A 21,948-nucleotide genomic window follows, 5' to 3' on the forward strand; every position below is an offset into this window, starting at 1 on the left:
GCCCGTCATGCGCCGCTGGGGTACCGAACGTGGGGTTGGCCTGCATGACCCGCAGGTCAACGAACATCACCTGGAATCCACGGGCCTGCCGGCAGACAGCCGCCTGCGCCTGCTGAGCTTCAATATCCAGGTGGGCATCAGTACCGAGAAGTACCGGCATTACCTCACCCGTGGCTGGCAGCACCTGCTGCCCCACAACGGGCGTGCCGGCAACCTGCAGAAGATCGGCAACCTGTTGAACGACTTCGACCTGGTTGCCCTGCAGGAAGCTGACGGCGGCAGCATGCGCTCCGGTTACATCAACCAGGTCGAACACCTGGCCCAGCTGGGTGCCTTTCCCTACTGGTACCAGCAACTCAATCGCAACCTCGGGCGCCTGGCGCAGCACAGCAATGGCGTGCTCAGCCGCTTGAAGCCCTCCGCCATCGAAGACCACCCGCTGCCAGGCCCCAAGGGCCGGGGCGCGATCCTTGTGCGGTTTGGCGAAGGCCCGGAAGCCTTGGTGGTAGTGATGATGCACCTGGCGCTGGGGGCCCGCACCCGCACCATGCAACTGGCCTACATCCGAGAGCTGATTGGCAATTACAAACATCAGGTGCTGATGGGGGACATGAACACCCACGCCAGCGACCTGCTGCAAAATTCTCCGTTGCGCGACCTCGGGCTACTGGCGCCGCAAGCCGAAGCCACGTTCCCCAGCTGGCGTCCGCAACGCTGTCTTGACCATATCCTGCTCAGTCCTACCCTCACACTCGAAAGTGTGCAGGTGCTGGCGCAGCCCATCTCCGATCACCTGCCGGTCGCGGTAGAGATTCGTCTGCCGGGTTCGCTCACGGCTGATGCATTGCCCGCGTTGAGTTCCGGCCCTCGCGGACCCCTTGCATGAGCGACGACGCCCAGCGCTGGAAAGAAAAATACCTTAAAAGTATCGAGCAACAAGAAAAGCTCGAACGCCGCTGGGCCGCCCGTCTCGACCTGCTGCGCCGTGGGCTGGTGCGCAGCACCCTGGCCGCTGAAGGCACTGACCGCGCCGTCGACCAATGCATGAAGGAAATGCGTGACGTTGTTCGCACCGACGATATGGACGCCGCCCTTGCCGCCTTGCTGCCGCGCCTGGAAAAGGCGGTGCTGGATTCGGAGCAGCGCCGTGAAACCCGGGTGGACCAGATCAGCACGGCGCTGACGTCCCTGGTCACGCAACTGCAAAAGCTGCCGCTACCGCGTGAGGTGGCCCGTCCGCTGAAGACGTTCGCCAAGCAGTTGGACGGCCGAGTCAGCCAAGCGCGCGAGATTCCCCTGCTGCTCAGCGAGTTGAGCGGCCTGCAAGGCCAGGCGCTGAGCAACCTGGAGCCGGACGGCGAAAGCCCGCGTCCGGGGCCAGGGCTTTTGCAGCGCCTGTTTGGTGCCAAGGACGTCGCGAACGAGGCGGTGGAGAACGAGGCGCCGCCCCGCCCGGCTCCGCAGCCTGCGCCGGCTAAGCCGGTCGCTGCCGAGCCACCGCCGCCCGAGCAATCCGAGGAGCTGACGCAAGCGTTGCGCGCCTTTGCGCCGCAGCCTCAAGAAACGCTCGCCCCTGTCATTGAGCCGGTAGCGCCCGCCAGGTTGGCCGAGCCCTCCAGCGAAACCTTCGTCTACGAAGCCCCGCCTCAAGCCGCACCCCTTGAAACGCCTGTAGCGCGGGTCGAGCCCGAGCCTCAGGTTGAAGAGCCTGCACCGGAAAGCGCCCTCGCCGCCTTCATCGAAACGCCTGAGGTTCAGGTCGAAGCGCCGGACGAGACCGTCATCGGCAGTCTGTCGCTCCCTCCGGTACTGGAAGTCGAAGAGCCTGATCCCGACGAACTGCAAGCGGATGGCACCTATGCCTTGCCAGACTCCCCGGAGCCGTCCTACAGCTCGGTGGCCAGACACATCGAGGACACTTTGCTCGGCCTGCTGGATGAACTCTCGCTGCCCGAGCGCCACCGGCCTCAGGCCGAAGCCATGCGCGAGCGCCTGGCCCATGGCCTGAACTGGTACGAACTGCTGCCGATCCTGGATGACCTGGCGGTGTTGATGCTGGCGATCACCGACAGCGGCCAGCATGAGTTCGAGGCTTATCTCAAGCAGCTCAATGAGCGCCTTGAAGCCTTCCAGGGGCACTTGCAGGTCGCCAGCGAAGGTCACGCCGATAGCCGTTCCGCCGCCCGCGAGCTGGACACGCAGATCCGCGAACAGGTCGATGGCCTGCAAAGCAGCGTGCAGGAAGCCGCCGACCTGGACAGCCTCAAGCACGTGCTGGAAAGCCACCTTGAAGGCCTGCTAGGCACTATGGACGAGCACCAGCAGCAGCGTGACCTGCGCGAGCAGGAAACCGCGGCGCGTCTAAAAGGCTTGGCCGAGCGTGTCGCCAATATGGAACAGGAAGCCCAGGGCTACCGGGAGCACCTGGAGGTGCAGCGCCAGAAGGCCTTGATCGATCCGCTCACGGGGCTGCCCAACCGCGCAGCCTGGAGTGAACGCCTGGATCAGGAGGTCAACACCTGGCACCAACGTGGCAACAACCTGTCGCTGGCGATGTTGGATCTGGATCATTTCAAGCGCATCAACGATGGCTACGGCCACTTGGCTGGCGACAAGGTACTGAAGATCATCGCCAACGTGCTGCGCAAGCGTCTGCGCTCGACCGACTTTATCGCGCGCTTTGGTGGCGAAGAGTTTGTGTTGTTGATGCCGAACTCATCCCTGACGGATGCGCTGGCGGCGGGCGAAGTGTTGCGCGCAGCGATTGAAGCGTGTCCGTTTCATTTCAAGGGCGAGCCGGTGACCATCACCGTATCCATGGGCGTGGCGCAGTTCCAGCCGGGGGAGCGCAGTGACCTGGCGCTCAAGCGCGCTGACGAAGCGCTGTACCGGGCCAAGGCGGCGGGACGGAACCAGGTGCAGGCGGCCTAAAAGATGTTCCATTTTGTAATTTGACGGTTGGGTCACAAAGGGTACGTTACACTGTTGCATTATCGTCTTCAGTGTAATGTCTTCCGCCATGAAATCCTTGTACTTCGCCTTTGTGTTTCTTCTGCTCGCAGGCTGCGCCAGCGGCCCGCGCCTGGACACCAGCCATCCTTCGGTGAACCACGACAACCGCGTGCAGTTCGTGATCGTCCACTACACCTCCACCAACCTTGAACGCTCCCTGGCATTGCTTACCCACGGCCAGGTCAGCAGCCATTACCTGATCGGCGACGACGCCTCAGGCACTATCTACAAGCTGGTGGATGAGAGCCAGCGCGCCTGGCATGCCGGCGAAAGTGAGTGGATGGGCCGTACCTGGCTCAACTCCAGCTCCATCGGCATCGAAATCGTGAACCCTGGCTACAAGGACACCCCGACCGGTCGCTTGTGGTACCCGTACTCTGAAGCGCAGGTCAAATCCCTGGTGGTGTTGCTCAAGGACATCAGCAAGCGCAACGGCATCGACCCCAAGAACATCATTGGCCACAGTGACATCGCACCGCTGCGCAAGCTGGACCCGGGCCCACTGTTCCCTTGGAAACGCCTGGCCGATGAAGGGTTGGGCGTGTGGCCGAATGCCCAGGCTGTTGCGCGGTTCCAGATGCAATACGCGGCGGAACTGCCAAGCATTACCTGGTTCCAGGAAGAACTGGCCCGCCTGGGCTACCAGACGCCCCAGACCGGTGAGTTGGATGTCGCTACGCGCCATGTCATTGCGGCGTTCCAGATGCATTTCCGTCCGTCGCTGTTTGACGGCACACCGGATGCGGAGAGTGCCGCAATCCTGCGCACGTTGAACCGAACTTAAAGCGGCAACGCCATGTAGAACTGAGTGCCCTGCCCCGGCCGCGAATACACCCCCATGCGGCCGCCGTGCAGTTGCACGATTTCCTTGCACAGCGCCAGGCCCAGGCCGGCGCCGCCTTTCTTGCGGCCCACTTGGACGAACGGTTCGAAGATCCGTCCCTGCTGCCCATAGGCGATGCCTTCGCCGTTATCTTCCACACTGACAATCACTCGCTCGCCATGACGACGCGCCTGCAGGCGAATCTGCCCGCCAGCCGCCGTGTGGCGCAGGGCGTTGCCCAGCAGGTTGTCCAGAACCCGTTCAAGCTGTGCCTGGTCCGCATACAACCGAGGCAGGTCGGATTGCGTTTCTACCAGCAGTTCGATGTTCTGCGCTTTGGCCGGCTCGACGAAACGCGCACGGGCATGTTCCAGCAGGTCAGTCACATCGCACGGGCCCAAGGTGAGTTTCTGCAGGCCGTTCTGGTAGCGAGAGAAGTTGAGCAGGTCGTTGATCAACTGCATCAAGCGCTGCATTTCTTCATTGACCGTATCCAGCAGGTCCGCTTCACGGGACTCGGCCGGGAACTTCGCACGCTCGCGAAACAGCCCGAAGGCCATGTGCATACCGGTCACCGGTGTACGCAGCTCATGGGAGGCGCGCAATACGAATTCGCTGCGCACCCGCTCGAAGGCGCGTTGTTCGGTGACGTCGTGCAACACCATCACTGCGCCGAGGATATGCCCCTGGGTATGGCTGACCGGGGTCAGGCTGTAGGTCAGCAGGCGCAATTCACCCTCGACCTCCACTTCCAGATCGTCCGGCGCCCGCTCCAGGTTACCGCCGCGCAGGACCAGTTGCAGTTGCTCGTCCAGCTCGGGGCGTACGAGTGCTTCGCCAAGACCTTGACCGAGGCGTTCCTCGTCCCAGCCCAATTGGCGCTGGGCGACGGGGTTGAGGTGTTCCAGGCGGCCTTGGCGGTCAATCATCAGCAGGCCATCGTCGATGCTGTCGAGTACAGCTTGCAGACGTTGTTGGCCGGCCAGCAACTCATCGACATTGGTTGCCTGATGCTGGCGCAACGCTTCGGCCATGATGCCGAAGCGGCGTGTCAGCTGGTTCATTTCTGCTGCGGACGAAATCGGCAGTGTCACTTCGAAATCGCCTTGGCCTATCTTGTCGGCGGCTTTGGCCAGCGCTTCGATGGGGCCGCCAAACCGTCGGGCGATACCATGCGCCGTGACAAACCCGATGATCAGCACGGCGAGCCCCACCAACCCCAGCAACCCGGCGATCAATAGCGCACGTTCGCGGGATTTGTGTTCGCTGTTGCTGATGTTCTCCAATGCCTGCTTGTGTTCGTTGATCAGGCCGTTGCGCAAGGTATTGAAGGTGTCGGTGAGCTTTTCCTTGGCGCCTGGAGGAGGTGTCGGTTGCTGGGACTCGTCAAACGCATCCAACAAAGCCTGATACTGGCCTCGGGCCTCACTGAACCCCGTCCCGCGATCGTCGCGCTGTTCATGGGCGATGCCCTGGTCGAGCAGGTCGAAGTAGCGTTGCTTGGACGCTTGCAGCGCCTCGGGGTCGGGGCGCTCCTCCAGCATCATGATCAGTTGATCGCCCAGGCTCTGGCGCAGCTTGAGCCCAAGGTCCAGCGTAATGAAGTTGCTGCGGATCAGCGATTCCTGGGTCTTGGCCATTTGCATGACGCTGACCAGGCCCAGGATCAAACCCAACAGGGCGACGGTGATCAACGCTGAGATACTCAGGAACAGCCGAGTGCGCAGCTTCATCGCTAACTTCATAAGGTACAGCTCACAGGTTGTACTGTTTGCGTTTGCGGTACAGGGTCGACGCGTCGATGCCCAAGGTGCGGGCTGCCTGGTCCAGAGTGTCGCTGGTGGCGAGCACGGCGCCGATATGGGCTTTTTCCAACTGATCCAGGCTCAGCGCCGCGCCGATGCGTGGGGCGTTGTTACTAGGTTGTTCGGCCATGCCCAGGTGGGTGATTTCCACCTTCTCTTGCGGGCAGATAATACTGGCGCGCTCCACCACGTTGCGCAGTTCACGGATGTTGCCCGGCCAGCGGTAGTTGAGCAGTGCTTCGCGCGCCTCATCGCTGAAGCCGCGCGCCGGTCGGGCGTATTCCTTGACGAAGCGCGCCAGGAAGCGGTCGGCCAGGGTCAGAATGTCTTCACTGCGTTCGCGCAGCGGCGGCAGGTGCAAGGTGATCACATTGAGGCGGTATAGCAAGTCCTCGCGGAAGCGGCCGTCGCGGACCATGTCTTCCAGGTTCAGGTTGGTAGCGGCCAGAATGCGTACGTCGGCACGTCGAGTGACCGGATCGCCGACGCGCTCGTATTCCTTGTCCTGGATAAAGCGCAGCAACTTGGGTTGCAACGTGAGGGGAAAGTCGCCGATCTCATCGAGAAAAAGCGTGCCGCCGTCCGCTTGGTTAACGCGGCCCAAGGTACTTTCGCTGGCGCCGGTAAACGCACCGCGGCTATGACCAAACAACTCGCTTTCCATCAGTTCTGCGGTCAGCGATGGGCAGTTGATGGTGACGCAGGACTTTTTCGAACGCTTGCTCCAGCCGTGAATGGCGCGGGCGAGTTCGCCTTTACCGGTGCCGGATTCACCCAGGATGAGAATGTTGGCGTCTGTGCCGGCCACCTGGCGCGCGGTTTCCAGCACCACCATCATTGCCGGGCTGTGGGAATCGAGGCCGTCTTTGGGCTGGCGCACTTCGCCTTCAAGGGCTTCGAGGCGCGCGGAGAGTTGGCGCACTTCCAACTGCTTGGCGGTGGCGAGGCGCAGTTGATCAGGGCTGCAAGGCTTGACCAGGTAATCGGCAGCGCCGGCCTGGATCGCATCAACGGCGGTATCCACTGCCGAATGAGCTGTGACGATCACTACACGCATCCAAGGCGCCTGGATGCGCATCTGGGCCAGCACATCCAGGCCATTGTCTTCGCCCAAGCGCAGGTCGAGGAAGCACAGGTCGAACACCTGGCGCTGCATCAAGGCATCGGCCTGAGCGGCGCTGTTCGCGGTGGCTACGGTGTAGCCCTCATCTTCCAGGCAATAACGGAAGGTGCGGAGGATCGCGGATTCGTCATCCACTAAAAGAATGCGGCCTTGAAGTTCCTTGGCTGATTCCATCTGTCCCGCGCTCCTTAAACTATGAATGATGGTGTTTAGTCCCGGAATAATCGGGCAAGTTGCATGGTTTATTCTGATCGATAAAAGGCAGCGTCGTGCAGCTATCTGCATCGTTTCCTACAACGCCGCGGCTGATGGCGTTTTCATGCCGTCTTGCCACTTCGGCAACACTCATTCCGTGTTCTATCCCTTGATCCGACCGCTGGCCATCGTGCATTTCGCACGGCGCTCAGAGGGGCATCGTGCAGGATGCTGGGGGTCAACCCAATCGGTAATATTCAACTCATTGATTTTATTGAGTTTTATTTTGTAAAAAAGCTGGCATGCACTCTGCAATATCTCTCCCAACGAATAATCAAAATGCGGGAGAACAGCAGCATGACTCGCCAAAGCCTCAGCCAATTGCGTGTATCGCCACTGCGCTTGCAACAAGGCCTGTTTGCCAGCCTGGCCCTGATGGTCACGCTGATTGGCGGACAGCAGCTGCAACATTGGCAGCAGAGTCAGCAGCAGACCTCCCAGTTTGAGCGTCCGTCCATGACCCAAACCCATTTCCGTTCCGTTGGCAGTGTTGCTGCCGATGCAACAGCCCCGCAATTGCGGATGGTTGACCAGGAGTCCGCCCTGAGTGAACTGCCATCCCAAGAGCGTTGGGTGTTCTAGGCACCAACAGCCGTTCGTATTGAGCGGCTGCACGGCAATACCGCTGTTACCCCTATAAAAGCGTAAGGAGAATCACCATGTTGAGTTGGGCAATCACATTTCTGATCATCGCCATTGTGGCTGCAGTCCTGGGCTTCGGTGGTATCGCGGGCACCGCCACGGGTATCGCAAAAATTCTGTTTGTGGTCTTCCTGGTGATGTTCATCGCTTCCTTCTTCTTTGGTCGTCGCGGCCGAGGCTGAACATGACCACTTTGTCCCTCAAAGCTATTGCTGCCGCCCTGCTCTTGGGCGGCAGCGGCTTGGCGATGGCCGCCAACGACGGCCAATCCCGGGCCAACGAATTGCTCAGCGCGGACCCGCAATACCGCGAAACCTGGCAAGGCGTGGTGAAGAAAGAAGAACGCTTGCCGGAATGGGTGATGAACCTGTCGGGTACCGCTGAACAGATGAACGCCGTGGAAGAAGATGGCGACAAGTATTTGGTCGGGCCCCTCTGCGAAACCGCTGACACGTGCCTGAACAAACGCCTGATCGTTGCCTTCAGCCTCGACAAGGAAGATGCCTACGCCATGTTGGTGGAAGTCCCGGCCGGCCTGCCGGCGGATAAGTCACCGACGCGCCATGCGGACTACCGCTTTATTGGTAAGCCGGATGAAGGCATGCAGAAGTTGCTCATGGAGCAACTGAAGAAAGATCCGAATTGGTATTAGGTTCCGTCCGACGCTTCTGTCGTCTGCGGAGCCTGCGTCCATAGAAAGAAGCCCCCTCGCTTCTTTCTGTTTGCATCGCTCGCCAAGGGCGGTGCATGACCAAGGGGCCGGGTTGCTCTGATCAATTGGGATCGGCGTGACCTACGGGTACAGGGAGTGCCTGCGCAAGGGCCGGGTCAGGCGAAAAGCTGCGACGCAGGTTCACAAGCTCATGGCTTGCTGAACTTGCGGCGGGCTTATTGCTCTTTTGTTATGCCTTCTATAGTCGAATATTTCCCTTCTGCTTGTTCAGAACCATTTCTTGGTATGTCCGGTCGACCATCTATCGATAAATTTTGGTGGGGGCTATAGGACATTTCTGACACTAAACAACGGAATTCCCAGGCATTTCTGCCAGCTCACCACAGACGTCCTGATTCTCTGAGCGAGCCGGGTTTGGCCGGTTCACGGCATATTTGTCGGACAAAATGTCACATTTGAACTGACCGTTCGGACAGTTATTATAGAAAAAGGCCATGCCGATTCGGCATAGGGTAGGCGTTTACGGCATTAGACGTCGCTCCCTTGCATGGGAATAGTTGCGCCTTTTTTCGCCTGCCAGTAAGCCATTTCGGCCACGCTGCGGTGACCTTCCATGGAGGCAGATGCACACACTTTTTCGCTCTCGGGCGTTGCAGCTGGCGCGTTTGCCTTAAGTTCACTTGAAGTAAGGGTAATGACATGAAGAAGGCAAAGCTAAGCCTCGCCTGGCAGATCCTCATCGGTTTGGTGCTGGGGATCGCAATCGGTGCAGTGCTCAACCATTTCAGTGCTGAAAAGGCCTGGTGGATCAGCAATGTGTTGCAGCCAGCGGGCGATATCTTTATCCGCCTGATCAAGATGATCGTGATCCCGATTGTGATCTCCTCGCTGATCGTCGGCATTGCCGGTGTCGGTGACGCGAAGAAACTCGGGCGTATCGGCGTCAAAACCATCCTTTACTTCGAAATCGTCACCACCATCGCCATCGTGGTCGGCCTGTTGTTGGCCAACCTGTTCCACCCAGGCGCTGGCATCGACATGAGTACCCTGGGTACTGTCGACATCTCCAAGTACACCGCCACCGCCGCCGAAGTGCAGCATGAGCATGCGTTCATCGAGACCATCCTCAACCTGATCCCGTCGAACATCTTCGCCGCTGTCGCCCGTGGCGAAATGCTGCCGATCATCTTCTTCTCGGTGCTGTTCGGCCTGGGCTTGTCGAGCCTCAAGCCTGAGTTGCGCGAGCCGCTGGTGACTATGTTCCAGGGCGTGTCCGAGAGCATGTTCAAAGTCACCCACATGATCATGAAGTACGCCCCGATCGGCGTATTCGCACTGATCGCCGTGACCGTCGCCAACTTCGGCTTCGCCTCCTTGCTGCCGCTGGCCAAGCTGGTGATCCTGGTTTACGTCGCCATCCTGTTCTTCGCCTTTGTGATCCTCGGCCTGATAGCCCGCCTGTTTGGCTTCTCGGTGATCAAGCTGATGCGTATCTTCAAGGATGAGCTGGTGTTGGCCTACTCCACTGCCAGCTCCGAAACCGTGCTGCCGCGCGTGATCGAGAAGATGGAAGCCTACGGCGCGCCGAAAGCCATCTGCAGCTTCGTGGTGCCGACCGGTTACTCGTTCAACCTCGACGGTTCGACCCTGTACCAGAGCATCGCGGCCATCTTCATTGCCCAGCTGTATGGCATCGATCTGTCGGTCGGCCAGCAACTGATGCTGGTCCTGACCCTGATGGTTACCTCCAAAGGCATCGCCGGTGTACCGGGCGTGTCCTTCGTGGTGTTGCTGGCCACCCTGGGCAGCGTGGGCATTCCGCTGGAAGGCCTGGCGTTCATCGCCGGTGTCGACCGCATCATGGACATGGCGCGTACCGCCTTGAACGTGATCGGCAACGCCCTGGCCGTATTGGTCATCTCCCGTTGGGAAGGCATGTACGACGACGCCAAGGGCGAGCGCTACTGGAACTCGCTGCCGCACTGGCGCAGCAAGGACGCCGCGCCGGCCGCCCAAGCGACCCGCAGCTGATAGCACTTCAGCTCTAAGACAAACCCCGGATCATTCCGGGGTTTGTCGTTTCTGCCAGCCCCGCTATCATTCGCTCCATTCTTCGAGGGGTTCAACTGATGCTCAATGGCCTGTGGCTTGGCTTCTTTGTCGTGGCAATGGTGTCGGCACTGGCGCAATGGCTGGTCGGCGGTAACGCCGGAATTTTCGCGGCGATGGTCGAAAGCATTTTCGCCATGGCCAAGCTGTCCGTGGAAGTGATGGTGTTGCTGTTCGGCACCCTGACCTTGTGGCTGGGTTTCTTGCGCATTGCCGAGAAGGCCGGGATCGTCGATTGGCTGGCCAAGGCCCTCGGCCCGCTGTTCCGCCGCTTAATGCCGGAAGTGCCCGCCGGGCACCCTGCCATCGGCTTGATCACCCTCAACTTCGCGGCCAACGGCCTGGGCCTGGATAACGCGGCGACCCCCATCGGCTTGAAAGCGATGAAGGCGCTGCAGGAACTCAACCCGATTCCCAACACCGCGAGTAACGCGCAGATCCTGTTCCTGGTGCTTAACGCGTCCTCGCTGACGCTATTGCCCGTGACCATCTTCATGTATCGCGCCCAGCAAGGCGCCGCGGACCCGACGCTGGTGTTCCTGCCGATCCTGCTGGCGACCAGCGCCTCAACCCTGGTCGGCCTGCTCTCGGTAGCGATCATGCAGCGCCTGCGGCTGTGGGACCCGGTGGTGCTGGCCTATCTGATTCCGGGTGCACTGGTGTTGGGCGGCTTCATGGCCTTGCTGGCGACCCTTTCCGCGACGGCGCTGGCTGGCTTGTCGTCGATCCTCGGCAACCTCACGCTGTTCGGCTTGATCATGCTGTTCCTGGTGATCGGCGCGTTGCGCAAGGTCAAGGTGTACGAGGCATTTGTCGAAGGTGCCAAGGAAGGCTTCGACGTGGCGAAGAACCTGCTGCCGTACCTGGTGGCGATGCTGTGTGCCGTGGGCGTGTTGCGCGCGTCTGGCGCCCTGGATTTCGGCCTGGAAGGCATTCGCCATGTGGTCGCCTGGACGGGCATGGACACACGCTTTGTCGATGCGTTGCCGACGGCGATGGTCAAGCCGTTCTCCGGCAGCGCCGCACGGGCGATGCTGATCGAGACCATGCAGACCCAGGGTGTGGACAGCTTCCCGGCGCTGGTGGCGGCGACGATCCAGGGCAGTACCGAGACCACCTTCTATGTGTTGGCGGTGTACTTTGGTTCGGTGGGGATCCAGCGGGCCAGGCATGCCGTGGGGTGTGCGTTGCTGGCGGAGTTGGCCGGTGTCGTTGCTGCTATTGCGGTGTGCTACTGGTTCTTTGGGTAAGGCTTGAATCGCTATCGCAGGCAAGCCAGCTCCCACATTTGACTGTGTTCACAAATCAAAATGTGGGAGCGGGCTTGCCCGCGAAGACGCCCTCAGCGTTTCGCAGCACCATTGCCTTGCTGCACAACCCAATCCACCACCTGCTTGTTCAGTTGATCCCCTGCCTGCCCAAACCCGGCAACCACCGCTGGCACCTTGGTGTCGCTCACCGGCTGCCGCACCTCAAACCGTCGGCTGGCAACAATTCGCTGGTCACTGCCGCGCACCAGGCGCGCATCCAGGCGAATCACCACCTCTACCGCACTGCCGTGGTATTCACTCTGGAACGCCTGCAATTGCCCGCCCAATTCAAAGTCAGACTGCAAGTTGGTATCGTCGGTGCTCAGCAGCGTCACCCGGCCATCGCGCTGGAAACCATCCATGAAACGGTTGCGCAGCAGCACCGGCGACGGGTCGCTCCAACGCGAATTGGCATAACTGCTGATCAGGTCGCCATTGGGCACCACGGCAATGCGCGGGCTGTCGAGAAATTCGCTGGTCTGTGGCTTGTTCACGCGCAATGACCAACTGACCGGCGCGGCCTGGTGGGTGCTTTGCGCCGCGGCCAGGCGATACACATCCGACGGGTCGGCCTTGGGCAGGATCGAGCACGCGCTCACCAGTGCCAGGGCCACCGGGGCGATCATTTGGTAAGCACGCTTCATGGCGTGAACTCCTTGTTCTTGTCGCTGCCCAGCAGGTAACCGCTGGGGTTGGCTTCCAGGCGGCGGGAGATGGCGCGCAGCGATCCGAGGGTTTCGCGCAGTTCGCGCACGGCCGGCGCCAGTTCGTTGAGGCCTTGCATGCCGCTGTTCACCGAGTCCTTGTTGTTGGTCAACAAGGTATTGATGGTGGCGGTGCTTTGTTCAAGGGATTTCATGGCCTGCTCGGCACTGCCGAAGGCCTGCTTGCCTTGTTCGTTGAGCAAGCCGTTGGCGTTGCGCATCAGCACGGTGGTCTGTTCCAGCGCGGCGCTCGCCTGTTTGCTCACCTGCATCAGTTGCTGCATCACCACCTTGATATCGCCGCGTTGGTCGGCGATGGCGCCGGTGGTTTGTTGCAGGTTGTCCAACGTATTGCTCAGGCGTTCGACGTTCTCGCGGGAGAACATGTGGTTGGCGTTGTGCAGCAACAGGTTGATGCTGGTCATCAGGTCGTTGCTGTTGTTCAGCAGGCGCGCGATAGGTGATGGCGAGGCGATGATCTGTGGCAGGTTACCGTCCTTGCCCTTGAGCTCGGGACTCTGCGGGGTGCCGCCACTGAGCTGGATGATCGAGGTACCGGTGATGCCGGTCAGGGCCAGCTTGGCCTGGGTGTCTTCCTTGATCGGCGTCTGCCCGGCCAGGCGGATACGTGCCAGCACGCGGCGCGGATCCTTGGGGTCCAGGCTCAGGCTGATGACATCGCCCACCTTGATCCCGCTGTACTGCACTGAACTGCCCTGGGACAGGCCGCTGACCGCCTCGTTGAAGATCACTTCGTAGTCCTGGAAGGCGCTGTCGACGCTGGACTTGGCCAGCCACAGGCCGAACAGCATGGCGCCGACCACCACGATCACGCTGAACAGACCGATCATCACATGATGGGCTCGGGTTTCCATGTCATACCTCGTTAAGCGATTGAGCGGCATCCAATGCCGCGCGGCCACGGGGGCCGTGGAAATATTCGTGGATCCATGCGTCGTCCGTTTCCGAGACAACATCAATGGCATCGGCCACCAGCACTTTCTTCTGCGCCAGCACCGCCACGCGGTCGGTGATGGTGTACAGCGTGTCCAGGTCGTGGGTGACCAAAAACACACTCAAGCCCAGCGCATCGCGCAGGGTCAGGATCAGTTGGTCGAATTGCGCCGCGCCGATCGGGTCGAGGCCGGCGGTGGGTTCGTCGAGGAACAGAATGTCCGGGTCCAACGCCAACGCGCGGGCCAGGGCGGCGCGCTTGATCATGCCGCCGGACAGTGACGCCGGGTACTTGTCGGCCGCCGACAGCGGCAGCCCGGCCAGGGCCAGTTTCACGGCGGCCAGATGCTCGGCGTCCCGGCGGCTGAGGCCGGCGTGCTCGATCAACGGCAGCGCGACGTTTTCGGTCACGGTCAGCGAAGAAAACAGCGCGCCCTTCTGGAACAGCACGCCGAAGCGCCGTTCCACCAGGGAGCGCTCATGTTCCGGCAGGCTCGGCAGGTTTTTGCCGAACACCCGCACCTCACCTTCGCTGGGCCGGCGCAGGCCGACGATGCTGCGCAGCAGCACCGACTTGCCGCTGCCGGAGCCGCCGACCACCGCGAGGATCTCGCCTTTGTACAAGTCCAGGTCGAGGTTCTCGTGCACGCTCTGGCTGCCAAAGCGATTGCACAGGCCGCGCACTTCAATCACCGCCTCGGCGGGCGCTCGGTGTAGACGACTCACCAGCCCATCTCCATGAAGAACAACGCGGCGACCGCATCCAGCACGATCACCACAAAGATCGATTGCACCACGCTGGAGGTGGTGTGGGCGCCGACCGACTCGGCACTGCCGCTGACCTTGAAACCCTCCAGGCAGCCAATGGCGGCGATCAGGAACGCAAAAACCGGCGCTTTCACCATGCCCACCAGAAAATGCTGCACGCCAATGTCCGATTGCAGCAGCGACAGGAACATTGCCGGCGAAATATCCAGCGCCACGGCGCACACCACGCCGCCGCCGACGATGCCCGAGAGCATCGCCAGGAAGGTCAGCATCGGCAGCGCCACCAGCAATGCCAGCACGCGAGGCAGCACCAGCAGTTCCATCGGGTCCAGGCCCAGGGTGCGGATCGCGTCGATTTCTTCGTTGGCCTTCATCGAGCCGATCTGCGCGGTAAAGGCGCTCGCGGTGCGGCCGGCGATCAGGATGGCGGTCAGCAAGACGCCGAATTCCCGCAGGAAAGAGAACGCCACCAGGTCCACCGTGAAGATCGTTGCGCCAAAGCTCTTGAGCACCGTGGCCCCCAGAAAGGCCACCACTGCACCGACCAGGAACGTCAGCAAAGCCACGATTGGCGCGGCATCCAGGCCGACCTGTTCAAGGTGCGCAACCATCGGCGTCACGCGCCAGCGCTTGGGGCGGAAAATGCCGCGGGCGAAGGTTTCGAGAATCAGGCCGATAAAGCCCAGCAGTTTCTTGGTGTCCTGCCAGACGGTGTCCACCGCCCGGCCGATGCGCGCCAGCACCTGAATGCCCGCCGCTTCTTCCGGGGCTTTTTCCGGCACGCAAAAATCATTCAGGGAGCGGTAGACGGTCTTGAGCAGGGCGCGGTCGGCGGCAGACAGGCTGCAGTCGGTCTGTTCGGCGGATTGCTCAATGCGGCCGGGCCCCAGTAATTCCACCAGCAGCGAGGCGCCGGCGGTATCCAGGGCGCCGAGGCCGTTGAGGTCGATGCGCGCGCCAGCGTCGTATTGGCCGTCGAGCTTGTCCGACAGCTTCTTCAGATTGGCGTAGTGGGCAAGCGTCCAGTCCCCCGTAATCCTCAGCTGTGGCGGGGTGGTGGACGTGTCGAGGTGGGCTGCACCGGCCGTCGTAGGGGGGGTCATAAGCTCCGAGCTTGTTTGGCTATCCACAATTCCTACGTAATAGCACGAACCTGCCTACTTTGGGTTGTCCGTTTGTGCTGAGTCGGTCACTTTGAAGCGCAGCACGCCGATCACCTGCCCGTCTTCGGTCAGTACGCGTACCTGCCAGCGGCCCACGGCATCACCAGGGAAGTTCTGCTTGTGGGTCCAGGCGCGGTAGCCCTCTTTGCGTCCGCCATGAATGTCCAAGGCGATGCGGTCGACTTCTTTGCCGTTGAATTGCCACACATGGTAGATGCGTTCATCCAACCCGCGTGGCGCGTTGATCGCGGTGTAGGCGTACAGCCCGCCGCTGCGCAGTTGGGCGGCGGTGACTTCCTTGAGGTCGTCGCCCGGCGTGCGGTCTTGCAGTTGTGTGCTGATCGCGACTTCGGTCATCCACAAAGTGGCCGGCGGCACCCAACTGCGCAAGAACCACCCGGCGCACCCAATAGCGGCCGTGACCCCGAGTAACATCGCCCAGCCTTTGACACTGCGCAGCGGCATACTCACGGCCAAGCTCGGAATCGACAACGCCATGGCCACGCCCAAGGCGAGTTTGTAACTTTCGGCCGTGGTCAGGTGCAGGATGATCGGCAGCGCAGTGAGCAGCGCAGCGAACAAGGTGAAGGTGTGCAGTGCGAGGAACAGTGAGCGTTTGGGCGCCAGCCATTTGTAGTACAGCGGGTCGACGATCGACACCAGCGCCGCCGCGCCGAGCAGGCCAGTGAACACCGATTGGCCGCTGTTCCATGCCGTGGTGATGAAAAAGAACGGCAACACAAAGAACAGGCTTTCCTGATGGATCATCTGGGTCGCGTAGCGCAGCAACGGTTCGGGGATCTCGCGCTTGAAAACCTTGGTGAACAGCTGGGTGAAGCTGTTTTCCAGCATCAGCCACAGCCAGCTCACCAGCATGATCACTGCAATCCAACTGGCCATACCCTGTTGGCGGTCCACGAGGATGAAACTGCACACACCCGAGATGAAGCCGCCGAGTGCAATCACCCCTGGGTAACGCTTCATCAGTTCGAGGACGCGGGTGATCAAGCGGGTCAGGTTTTGCATTCGGCGGTTCGCAGTCTTTGTAGGAAAAAATCCCAAACAGAATAACGTCTTAGCCCGTCATCCGTTGCGTCATTACGCGATCCGTTTGCGATAACGCCGCACACCGATCAACACAATGGCAATCAGCCCGACTAAACTGGCGCCGATCCAGCTCAACAGGTCGTAGCTGAGCAGCGGTTTCTCGATGCGCCAGTAGCCTGGCTGTTTGAACACTTGGCGCAGGGCCTGGTTGGTCTGGTCCAGGCTCACGGCCTTGATGCGTTTGACCGGGTCGCTGAAATGCCCGTTGTTGTAGTCACCGGAAGCGCTCCAATAATAGTCGGCCAATGCGCTGTTGCCCTGCACGGCCCAGGCCTGGCGGGCGACGGCGGCCTGTTGCAGGCGGGCGAATACCGCAGGGTCCAGGCCGTCCTTGAGCAGTTGCGCCTTGAGGGCCTGGAGTACCTGTTCGGCTTCTGGCAGGTTTTCCCGCTCCAAGTCGGCATTCAGGCTGAGGAAGCCGACGCCGCCAAGCACTTCGCGTTCGCTCCACGGGCCGTAGGACAAACCGTGCTTGAGGCGCAGTTGACGGTATAGCGCCCAGTCGAGGTAGTCCTTGAGCAGGTCGTAGGTTTCGTCATGGCCGTCGTCCAGCACCGGCTCGGGGAACAGCCAGTGCAGTTTGGCGCTGTCACCGACCCAGCCGTGGATCAGTTCGCGATGGCCGGCGGCGGCGTGCTGGATCTCCGGAAGTGCCAGGTGTTCCGTGGGCTCGACCGGATCGAGTTGGCCATAGGTGCGTTCCAGATAGGCCGGCAGCAGTTTGTCGAGGTCACCGACGATGATCAAAGTCATGTTGTTGGGGGCGTACCAGTTTTTGCGCAGGCTCTCCAGTTGGTCGCGGGTCAGATGGTCGACCTCGGCGCGTTCGGCGCATTTGAGGCCCAGTTCGACGGCCAGTTGATTGCTGGCGGTGTGGCCCAGGTCCTGGCGGTCCAGCAGGCGTTGCAGGTGTGAGTAATGGCCGCCGTCTTCACGCTCCACCACTCGCTTGGCCGCATTGATATTGGCGTCGGTCAATTCGGTGCGGGTGAGGATCGCCAGCAGCAGGTCCAGCACCTTGCGCTGGTTTTGTGCGGGCGCTTCGATCACGAAGGTGGTGTCAGCGTTGCTGGTGTAGGCGTTCCACTCGCCGCCAAGGGATTGCATGCGGTCCTCCAGTTCAGCCTCACCGCCGCCGTCGATGCCGCTGAACAACAAGTGTTCCAGCAGGTGCGGCAGCTCTTTGTCCTCGCAACTGAAGTCGTCCAGGCCCACGCCCACTACCAGGCGGATCGCCACATGCCCGCGTTCGGTGCCCGGCTTGAGCAGCAATTGCAGGCCATTGGGCAAGGTGTAACCCTCGACTTGCAGGCGGTCAAAGGCGGAGGCATGGGCAGCACCCATGAGCAAACAGGCGAACAACAGGCGACGCATAACAAGCTTCCTGGCGAGTGAGGTCAGTTTTAACTGACTTCACGGGCCATAGTACGTTCAGGGCGAATGTGTGATGTCGGCAATATCTTCGGCGGAGAGCGCGCCGGTGTCGGACGTTTCCAACACTACATAAGCACTGCTGCAAAACAACGAGTTGAGGCGTTTCATATCCGCAATCAGCTCCAGGTGTAGGGAGCTGGTCTCAAGGCTCTGTACGATTTTTCGCTGCAGGCGACTCACGTGGGCGTGGGCCAGGCGGCGTTCCTGGGCGCGGAATCGGCGTTTTTCGCGCAGCAGCTGGCGGGCGCTTTCCGGGTCTGCGCTGAGGAACACCGACAGGCCCAGGCGTAGGTTGGCGATCAACTGGCTGTGCAGGCCGGTGAGTTCTTCCAGGCCGACGTCGGAGAACTGGCGACGCTGGGAGGTTTTCTGCTGCTGGACTTTGCGCAGCATGCGTTCGATCAGGTCGCCGGCCAGTTTCAGGTTGATCGACAGCTCGATGATTTCGGCCCAGCGGCGGCTGTCCTGTTCACTGAGGTCTTCGCGGGGCATTTGCGCCAGGTAGAGTTTGATCGCGCTGTACAGCGACTCGACATCATCGCTGAGGCTGCGCATTTCCTGGGTGATGGCGGTCTGTTTGCCGCGCAGCACTTCCTGCATGGCGGTCAGCATGTTGTCGATCAGGTCGCCCAGGCGCAGGGTTTCCCGCGCGGCGTTGGCCAGGGCCAGGCTCGGTGTGGTGAGCGCCGTCAGGTCCAGATGGCGCGGCTTGGCCTTGCCGTTGACCTCTTCACGCTCGGGCAGCAGCCAGGCGCATAGTTTTGCCATCGGGCCGATGGTGGGCAACAGGATCAGGCAACGGCTGACGTTGTAGAGCAGGTGGAAGGTGATGACCATGCCTTGGGCGCTGTAGTCCAAGCCATCCATCCACAGCACCAGCGGGTCCAGCACAGGAATGATCAGCAACAGGCCGATCAATTTGTACAACAGGCTGCCCAGCGCGACCTGGCGTCCGGCGGCGTTCTGCATGCTGGTACTGAGGAAGGCCAACACGCCGCTGCCGATGTTGGCGCCGATCACCAGGCCGATGGCCACGTGCAAGCCGATCACACCGGCGCCGGCCAGGGTGGCGGTCAGCAGGACGGCCGCCAGGCTGGAGTAGGAAATCATCGCGAACAAGGCGCCGACCAGGGCGTCGAGCAAGATGTCGCCGGTCAACGACGCGAACAGCACTTTCACGCCCTGGGCATGGGTGATCGGCCCGGCGGCTTCGACGATCAGTTGCAGCGCCAGGATGATCAACCCGAGGCCGATCCCCACGCGCCCCAATTGCCCTGCCCGCGTCTGTTTGCGCGACAGGAAGAAAATCACCCCGAGAAAAATCAGCAGCGGTGACAGCCAGGACAAATCGAACGTCAGCACCCGCGCCATCAATGCCGTACCGACATCGGCGCCGAGCATGGTCGCCAGGGCGGGCATCAGCCCCATCAGGCCCTGGCCGACAAAGGAGGTCACCAGCATCGCCGTGGCGTTGCTGCTCTGCACCATGGCCGTCACCAGGATACCGGCGATAAACGCCAGCCAGCGCTTGGACATGTTCTGCCCGATGACTTGGCGCAAGTTGGAGCCGTAGACCCGCAGGATGCCGGTACGGACGATGTGCGTGCCCCAGATAAGCAGGGTCACGGCGGAAAGCAGATTGAGCAAGGTCAGCATGCTCGGCCCCCCGTGTGGGTGCGCTCGAAAATGAGCGAAGGAAAGTTGCCGCGTGCCGCTCTACGTCTTGTACTTAAGCTGTAGTTGGCGAATGGGCTCTGCGCCAGCATCGCATAGCTAAAGTGAGGATTGAAACAAAACTGTCATGAAATCAGCTTTTTGCGGATGCAAAAAAGGGGCTTATAAAAGCCCCTTTTGTCTGGCTCGGGTTTATTGACCCGGAATGTCTTTGCGCAGTTTCACAGGGTCCTGCTGTTTTTTCTTTTTCGCGATGGCGGTGCGCATCTTGATGTTCACCGCTTCCACCGCCAGCGAGAACGCCATGGCGAAGTAGACGTAGCCTTTTGGCACGTGCACATCGAAGGATTCGGCGATCAGCACGGTACCCACCACCAGCAGGAACGACAGCGCCAGCATTTTCAGCGACGGGTGCTTGTCGATGAATTCGCTGATGGTGCCGGCTGCCAGCATCATCACCAATACCGCCACGACAATCGCCGCGACCATGACCGGGACATGGGACACCATGCCGACAGCGGTGATGACCGAGTCCAGGGAGAACACGATGTCGATGATGGCGATCTGCACGATGGTGTAGATGAACTTGCCACCCTTGCCGCCTGGCTCTTCGTGGGTTTCGTCTTCACCTTCCAGCGCGTGGTACATCTCCTGGGAGCTTTTCCACAGCAGGAACAGGCCACCGAAGAACAGGATCAGGTCGCGACCGGAAATGCCCTGGCCGAAGACCACGAACAGGTCGGCGGTCAGTTGCATTACCCAGGTGATCGACAGCAGCAACAGGATGCGCGTGACCATGGCCAGCGCCAGGCCGAAGATCCGGGTGCGCGCCTGCATATGCTTGGGCATGCGGCTGACCAGGATCGAAATCATGATGATGTTATCGATGCCCAGGACGATCTCGAGGGCCGTCAGGGTGAAGAAGGCAATCCAGATCTCCGGATTGGTCAGCCATTCCATGTGTATTCCTTTGAGCAAGTGTTAAACCGCGCAAGCTGCAGCGCCGCGCGGTTGAGTTGGTACGATTATAGAGTGCTGAACAGCGGAATAATCCCCATCAGCAACGCGGCGACCATTATGCACAGGCACACCAGTACTGCCCACTTGAGGGTAAAGCGCTGGTGATCGCCAAACTCGATACCAGCCAAAGCGACCAGCAGGTAGGTCGAGGGTACCAGCGGGCTCAACAGGTGCACCGGTTGACCGACGATCGACGCACGGCCCATTTCTGCAGCCGTGATGCCGTAGTGGCTGGCGGCTTCGGCGAGTACGGGCAGTACGCCATAGTAGAACGCATCGTTGGACATGAAGAACGTAAACGGCATGCTCACCAGCGCGGTGATCACCGCCAGGTACGGGCCCAGCGCCTCAGGAATGACGGCCAGCAGGCTCTTGGACATGGCATCGACCATGCCGGTGCCCGACAGGATGCCAGTGAAGATACCGGCCGCGAAAATCAGCCCCACCACCGCCAGTACGCTGCCGGAGTGGGCGGCGACGCGGTCTTTTTGCATCTGCAGGCATGGGTAGTTGACGATCATCGCGATACTGAACGCCACCATGAACAGCACCGGAAGTGGCAACAGGCCCGCAATCAGTGTGCACATCAGGGCAAAGGTCAGGGCACCGTTGAACCAGATCAGCTTCGGACGTCGGGCGTCCGGAAATTGCGACACGCTGATTTCGCTGTGGTCGATCTCGTCGCCTTGCAGGTGCAATTCGCCCAGGCGTGCACGCTCGCGCAGGCCGTACATGTAGGCGATCACCAGGATGGCGACGACGCCGGCGGCCATGGCTGGGATCATCGGTACGAAAATGTCCGATGGGTCCACATGCAGCGCGCTGGCGGCACGGGCGGTCGGGCCACCCCAGGGGGTCATGTTCATCACGCCGCCGGCGAGGATGATCAGGCCGGCCATGATCCGCGGGCTCATGCCGATGCGCTGGTACAGCGGCAGCATGGCGGCCACGCAGATCATGTAGGTGGTGGCGCCGTCACCGTCGAGGGACACGACCAGGGCCAGCACGGCGGTGCCGACCGAAACTTTCAGCGGGTCGCCCTTGACCATCTTGAGGATCTTGCGCACGGCCGGGTCGAACAGGCCGGAGTCGATCATCAGGGCAAAGTAGAGAATGGCGAACATCAGCATCACGCCGGTCGGCGCGAGTTTGGTGATGCCCGCAAGCATCATCGGGCCGATCTCCGGCGCGAAACCGCCGAACAGCGCGAACAGGATCGGCACGATGATCAAGGCGATCAGCGCGGACAGGCGCTTGGTCATGATCAGGAACATGAACGTGATGACCATGGCAAAGCCAAGGAAAGTCAGCATAGGAATACTCCAGGCGTAGCGCGGCTAGGGAATGGCGAACCGGGTGGGGGTCAGCGCAG

Annotated in this window: 19 protein-coding genes; 8 read left to right on the plus strand and 11 right to left on the minus strand. The window is 61.0% G+C overall.

The window, feature by feature from the left end; all coding sequences use genetic code 11:
• Positions 1 to 7: 7 nt before the first annotated feature.
• From HX812_RS15920 to HX812_RS15930, 3 genes are all read left to right on the plus strand, one after another.
• Positions 8 to 886 (plus strand): endonuclease/exonuclease/phosphatase family protein, encoded by an 879-nt coding sequence (locus HX812_RS15920; RefSeq protein WP_033899255.1) that lies wholly within the window; start codon positions 8 to 10, stop codon positions 884 to 886.
• Positions 883 to 2,931 (plus strand): diguanylate cyclase, encoded by a 2,049-nt coding sequence (locus HX812_RS15925; protein ID WP_038851133.1) that lies wholly within the window; start codon positions 883 to 885, stop codon positions 2,929 to 2,931. The genes HX812_RS15920 and HX812_RS15925 overlap by 4 nt, the downstream gene beginning before the upstream one ends.
• Before the next feature lie 88 nt (positions 2,932 to 3,019).
• Positions 3,020 to 3,796, plus strand: coding sequence for an N-acetylmuramoyl-L-alanine amidase (locus HX812_RS15930; RefSeq protein WP_038851135.1), 777 nt, complete (start codon positions 3,020 to 3,022; stop codon positions 3,794 to 3,796).
• Here HX812_RS15930 and HX812_RS15935 read toward each other — a convergent pair.
• Both HX812_RS15935 and algB read right to left on the minus strand, forming a co-directional pair.
• The gene (locus HX812_RS15935; protein WP_038851136.1) at positions 3,793 to 5,580 is read right to left on the minus strand and encodes a KinB sensor domain-containing domain; all 1,788 of its coding nucleotides are present in this window, start codon (positions 5,578 to 5,580) and stop codon (positions 3,793 to 3,795) included. The two genes, HX812_RS15930 and HX812_RS15935, sit on opposite strands and share 4 nt — an antisense overlap.
• A 10-nt stretch (positions 5,581 to 5,590) precedes the next feature.
• Positions 5,591 to 6,937, minus strand: coding sequence for a sigma-54-dependent response regulator transcription factor AlgB (gene algB / locus HX812_RS15940; protein ID WP_038851137.1), 1,347 nt, complete (start codon positions 6,935 to 6,937; stop codon positions 5,591 to 5,593).
• Between the two features lie 378 nt (positions 6,938 to 7,315).
• Between algB and HX812_RS15945 the strand changes: the two genes are divergently transcribed.
• The 5 genes from HX812_RS15945 (at position 7,316) to HX812_RS15965 (ending at position 11,692) form a co-directional block, all read left to right on the plus strand.
• On the plus strand, positions 7,316 to 7,600 hold the full coding sequence (locus tag HX812_RS15945) for a hypothetical protein (protein ID WP_038851157.1): 285 nt from the start codon (positions 7,316 to 7,318) through the stop codon (positions 7,598 to 7,600).
• A 77-nt stretch (positions 7,601 to 7,677) separates the two neighbouring features.
• Positions 7,678 to 7,842 (plus strand): DUF1328 domain-containing protein, encoded by a 165-nt coding sequence (locus tag HX812_RS15950; protein ID WP_003170804.1) that lies wholly within the window; start codon positions 7,678 to 7,680, stop codon positions 7,840 to 7,842.
• Between the two features lie 2 nt (positions 7,843 to 7,844).
• Positions 7,845 to 8,312, plus strand: coding sequence for an inhibitor of vertebrate lysozyme family protein (locus HX812_RS15955; protein ID WP_016978799.1), 468 nt, complete (start codon positions 7,845 to 7,847; stop codon positions 8,310 to 8,312).
• 720 nt (positions 8,313 to 9,032) lie between these two features.
• Positions 9,033 to 10,364 carry a glutamate/aspartate:proton symporter GltP gene (gene gltP, locus HX812_RS15960; protein WP_038851138.1) on the plus strand — a complete coding sequence of 444 codons (1,332 nt, stop codon included), beginning with the start codon at positions 9,033 to 9,035 and terminating at the stop codon, positions 10,362 to 10,364.
• Between the two features lie 98 nt (positions 10,365 to 10,462).
• Entirely contained in the window at positions 10,463 to 11,692 is a 1,230-nt protein-coding gene (locus HX812_RS15965) for a nucleoside recognition domain-containing protein (protein ID WP_016978801.1), read from the plus strand.
• A 92-nt stretch (positions 11,693 to 11,784) separates the two neighbouring features.
• On the opposite strand, the gene HX812_RS15970 is transcribed toward HX812_RS15965, so the two are convergent.
• The 9 genes from HX812_RS15970 to HX812_RS16010 all read right to left on the minus strand — a co-directional run bounded on the left by HX812_RS15970 (position 11,785) and on the right by HX812_RS16010 (position 21,889).
• Positions 11,785 to 12,396 carry an ABC-type transport auxiliary lipoprotein family protein gene (locus HX812_RS15970; RefSeq protein WP_038851139.1) on the minus strand — a complete coding sequence of 204 codons (612 nt, stop codon included), beginning with the start codon at positions 12,394 to 12,396 and terminating at the stop codon, positions 11,785 to 11,787.
• Positions 12,393 to 13,331 (minus strand): MlaD family protein, encoded by a 939-nt coding sequence (locus tag HX812_RS15975; RefSeq protein ID WP_033901541.1) that lies wholly within the window; start codon positions 13,329 to 13,331, stop codon positions 12,393 to 12,395. The genes HX812_RS15970 and HX812_RS15975 overlap by 4 nt, the downstream gene beginning before the upstream one ends.
• Before the next feature lies 1 nt (position 13,332).
• Positions 13,333 to 14,136 carry an ABC transporter ATP-binding protein gene (locus HX812_RS15980; RefSeq protein ID WP_028618663.1) on the minus strand — a complete coding sequence of 268 codons (804 nt, stop codon included), beginning with the start codon at positions 14,134 to 14,136 and terminating at the stop codon, positions 13,333 to 13,335.
• Complete coding sequence (locus HX812_RS15985; RefSeq protein WP_038851140.1) at positions 14,133 to 15,281, minus strand: ABC transporter permease; 1,149 nt, start codon at positions 15,279 to 15,281, stop codon at positions 14,133 to 14,135. The genes HX812_RS15980 and HX812_RS15985 overlap by 4 nt, the downstream gene beginning before the upstream one ends.
• Before the next feature lie 54 nt (positions 15,282 to 15,335).
• Positions 15,336 to 16,367 carry a DUF5924 family protein gene (locus tag HX812_RS15990; protein ID WP_033901538.1) on the minus strand — a complete coding sequence of 344 codons (1,032 nt, stop codon included), beginning with the start codon at positions 16,365 to 16,367 and terminating at the stop codon, positions 15,336 to 15,338.
• A 72-nt stretch (positions 16,368 to 16,439) separates the two neighbouring features.
• The gene (locus HX812_RS15995; RefSeq protein WP_038851141.1) at positions 16,440 to 17,822 is read right to left on the minus strand and encodes a pitrilysin family protein; all 1,383 of its coding nucleotides are present in this window, start codon (positions 17,820 to 17,822) and stop codon (positions 16,440 to 16,442) included.
• Positions 17,823 to 17,879: 57 nt separating this feature from the next.
• A complete protein-coding gene (locus tag HX812_RS16000; protein ID WP_038851142.1) occupies positions 17,880 to 19,538 on the minus strand; it encodes a Na/Pi cotransporter family protein in 1,659 nt (552 codons plus the stop codon).
• A gap of 210 nt (positions 19,539 to 19,748) precedes the next feature.
• Positions 19,749 to 20,516, minus strand: a complete 768-nt coding sequence (locus tag HX812_RS16005) for a TerC family protein (protein ID WP_033901535.1) — start codon at positions 20,514 to 20,516, stop codon at positions 19,749 to 19,751.
• Positions 20,517 to 20,581: 65 nt separating this feature from the next.
• Positions 20,582 to 21,889, minus strand: a complete 1,308-nt coding sequence (locus tag HX812_RS16010; RefSeq protein ID WP_016978810.1) for a CitMHS family transporter — start codon at positions 21,887 to 21,889, stop codon at positions 20,582 to 20,584.
• Positions 21,890 to 21,948 lie beyond the last annotated feature (59 nt).

Source organism: Pseudomonas sp. IPO3749 (assembly GCF_013386605.1).
GTDB classification, from domain to species: Bacteria; Pseudomonadota; Gammaproteobacteria; order Pseudomonadales; family Pseudomonadaceae; genus Aquipseudomonas; species Aquipseudomonas azotoformans_A.

Coding starts and splice junctions, on each gene's coding strand:
- HX812_RS15920 (WP_033899255.1), top strand. CDS start 8: ATGCGCCGCTGGGGTACCGAACGTGGGGTTGGCCTGCATGACCCGCAG.
- HX812_RS15925 (WP_038851133.1), top strand. CDS start 883: ATGAGCGACGACGCCCAGCGCTGGAAAGAAAAATACCTTAAAAGTATC.
- HX812_RS15930 (WP_038851135.1), top strand. CDS start 3,020: ATGAAATCCTTGTACTTCGCCTTTGTGTTTCTTCTGCTCGCAGGCTGC.
- HX812_RS15935 (WP_038851136.1), bottom strand. CDS start 5,580: ATGAAGTTAGCGATGAAGCTGCGCACTCGGCTGTTCCTGAGTATCTCA.
- algB (WP_038851137.1), bottom strand. CDS start 6,937: ATGGAATCAGCCAAGGAACTTCAAGGCCGCATTCTTTTAGTGGATGAC.
- HX812_RS15945 (WP_038851157.1), top strand. CDS start 7,316: ATGACTCGCCAAAGCCTCAGCCAATTGCGTGTATCGCCACTGCGCTTG.
- HX812_RS15950 (WP_003170804.1), top strand. CDS start 7,678: ATGTTGAGTTGGGCAATCACATTTCTGATCATCGCCATTGTGGCTGCA.
- HX812_RS15955 (WP_016978799.1), top strand. CDS start 7,845: ATGACCACTTTGTCCCTCAAAGCTATTGCTGCCGCCCTGCTCTTGGGC.
- gltP (WP_038851138.1), top strand. CDS start 9,033: ATGAAGAAGGCAAAGCTAAGCCTCGCCTGGCAGATCCTCATCGGTTTG.
- HX812_RS15965 (WP_016978801.1), top strand. CDS start 10,463: ATGCTCAATGGCCTGTGGCTTGGCTTCTTTGTCGTGGCAATGGTGTCG.
- HX812_RS15970 (WP_038851139.1), bottom strand. CDS start 12,396: ATGAAGCGTGCTTACCAAATGATCGCCCCGGTGGCCCTGGCACTGGTG.
- HX812_RS15975 (WP_033901541.1), bottom strand. CDS start 13,331: ATGGAAACCCGAGCCCATCATGTGATGATCGGTCTGTTCAGCGTGATC.
- HX812_RS15985 (WP_038851140.1), bottom strand. CDS start 15,281: ATGACCCCCCCTACGACGGCCGGTGCAGCCCACCTCGACACGTCCACC.
- HX812_RS15990 (WP_033901538.1), bottom strand. CDS start 16,367: ATGCAAAACCTGACCCGCTTGATCACCCGCGTCCTCGAACTGATGAAG.
- HX812_RS15995 (WP_038851141.1), bottom strand. CDS start 17,822: ATGCGTCGCCTGTTGTTCGCCTGTTTGCTCATGGGTGCTGCCCATGCC.
- HX812_RS16000 (WP_038851142.1), bottom strand. CDS start 19,538: ATGCTGACCTTGCTCAATCTGCTTTCCGCCGTGACCCTGCTTATCTGG.
- HX812_RS16005 (WP_033901535.1), bottom strand. CDS start 20,516: ATGGAATGGCTGACCAATCCGGAGATCTGGATTGCCTTCTTCACCCTG.
- HX812_RS16010 (WP_016978810.1), bottom strand. CDS start 21,889: ATGCTGACTTTCCTTGGCTTTGCCATGGTCATCACGTTCATGTTCCTG.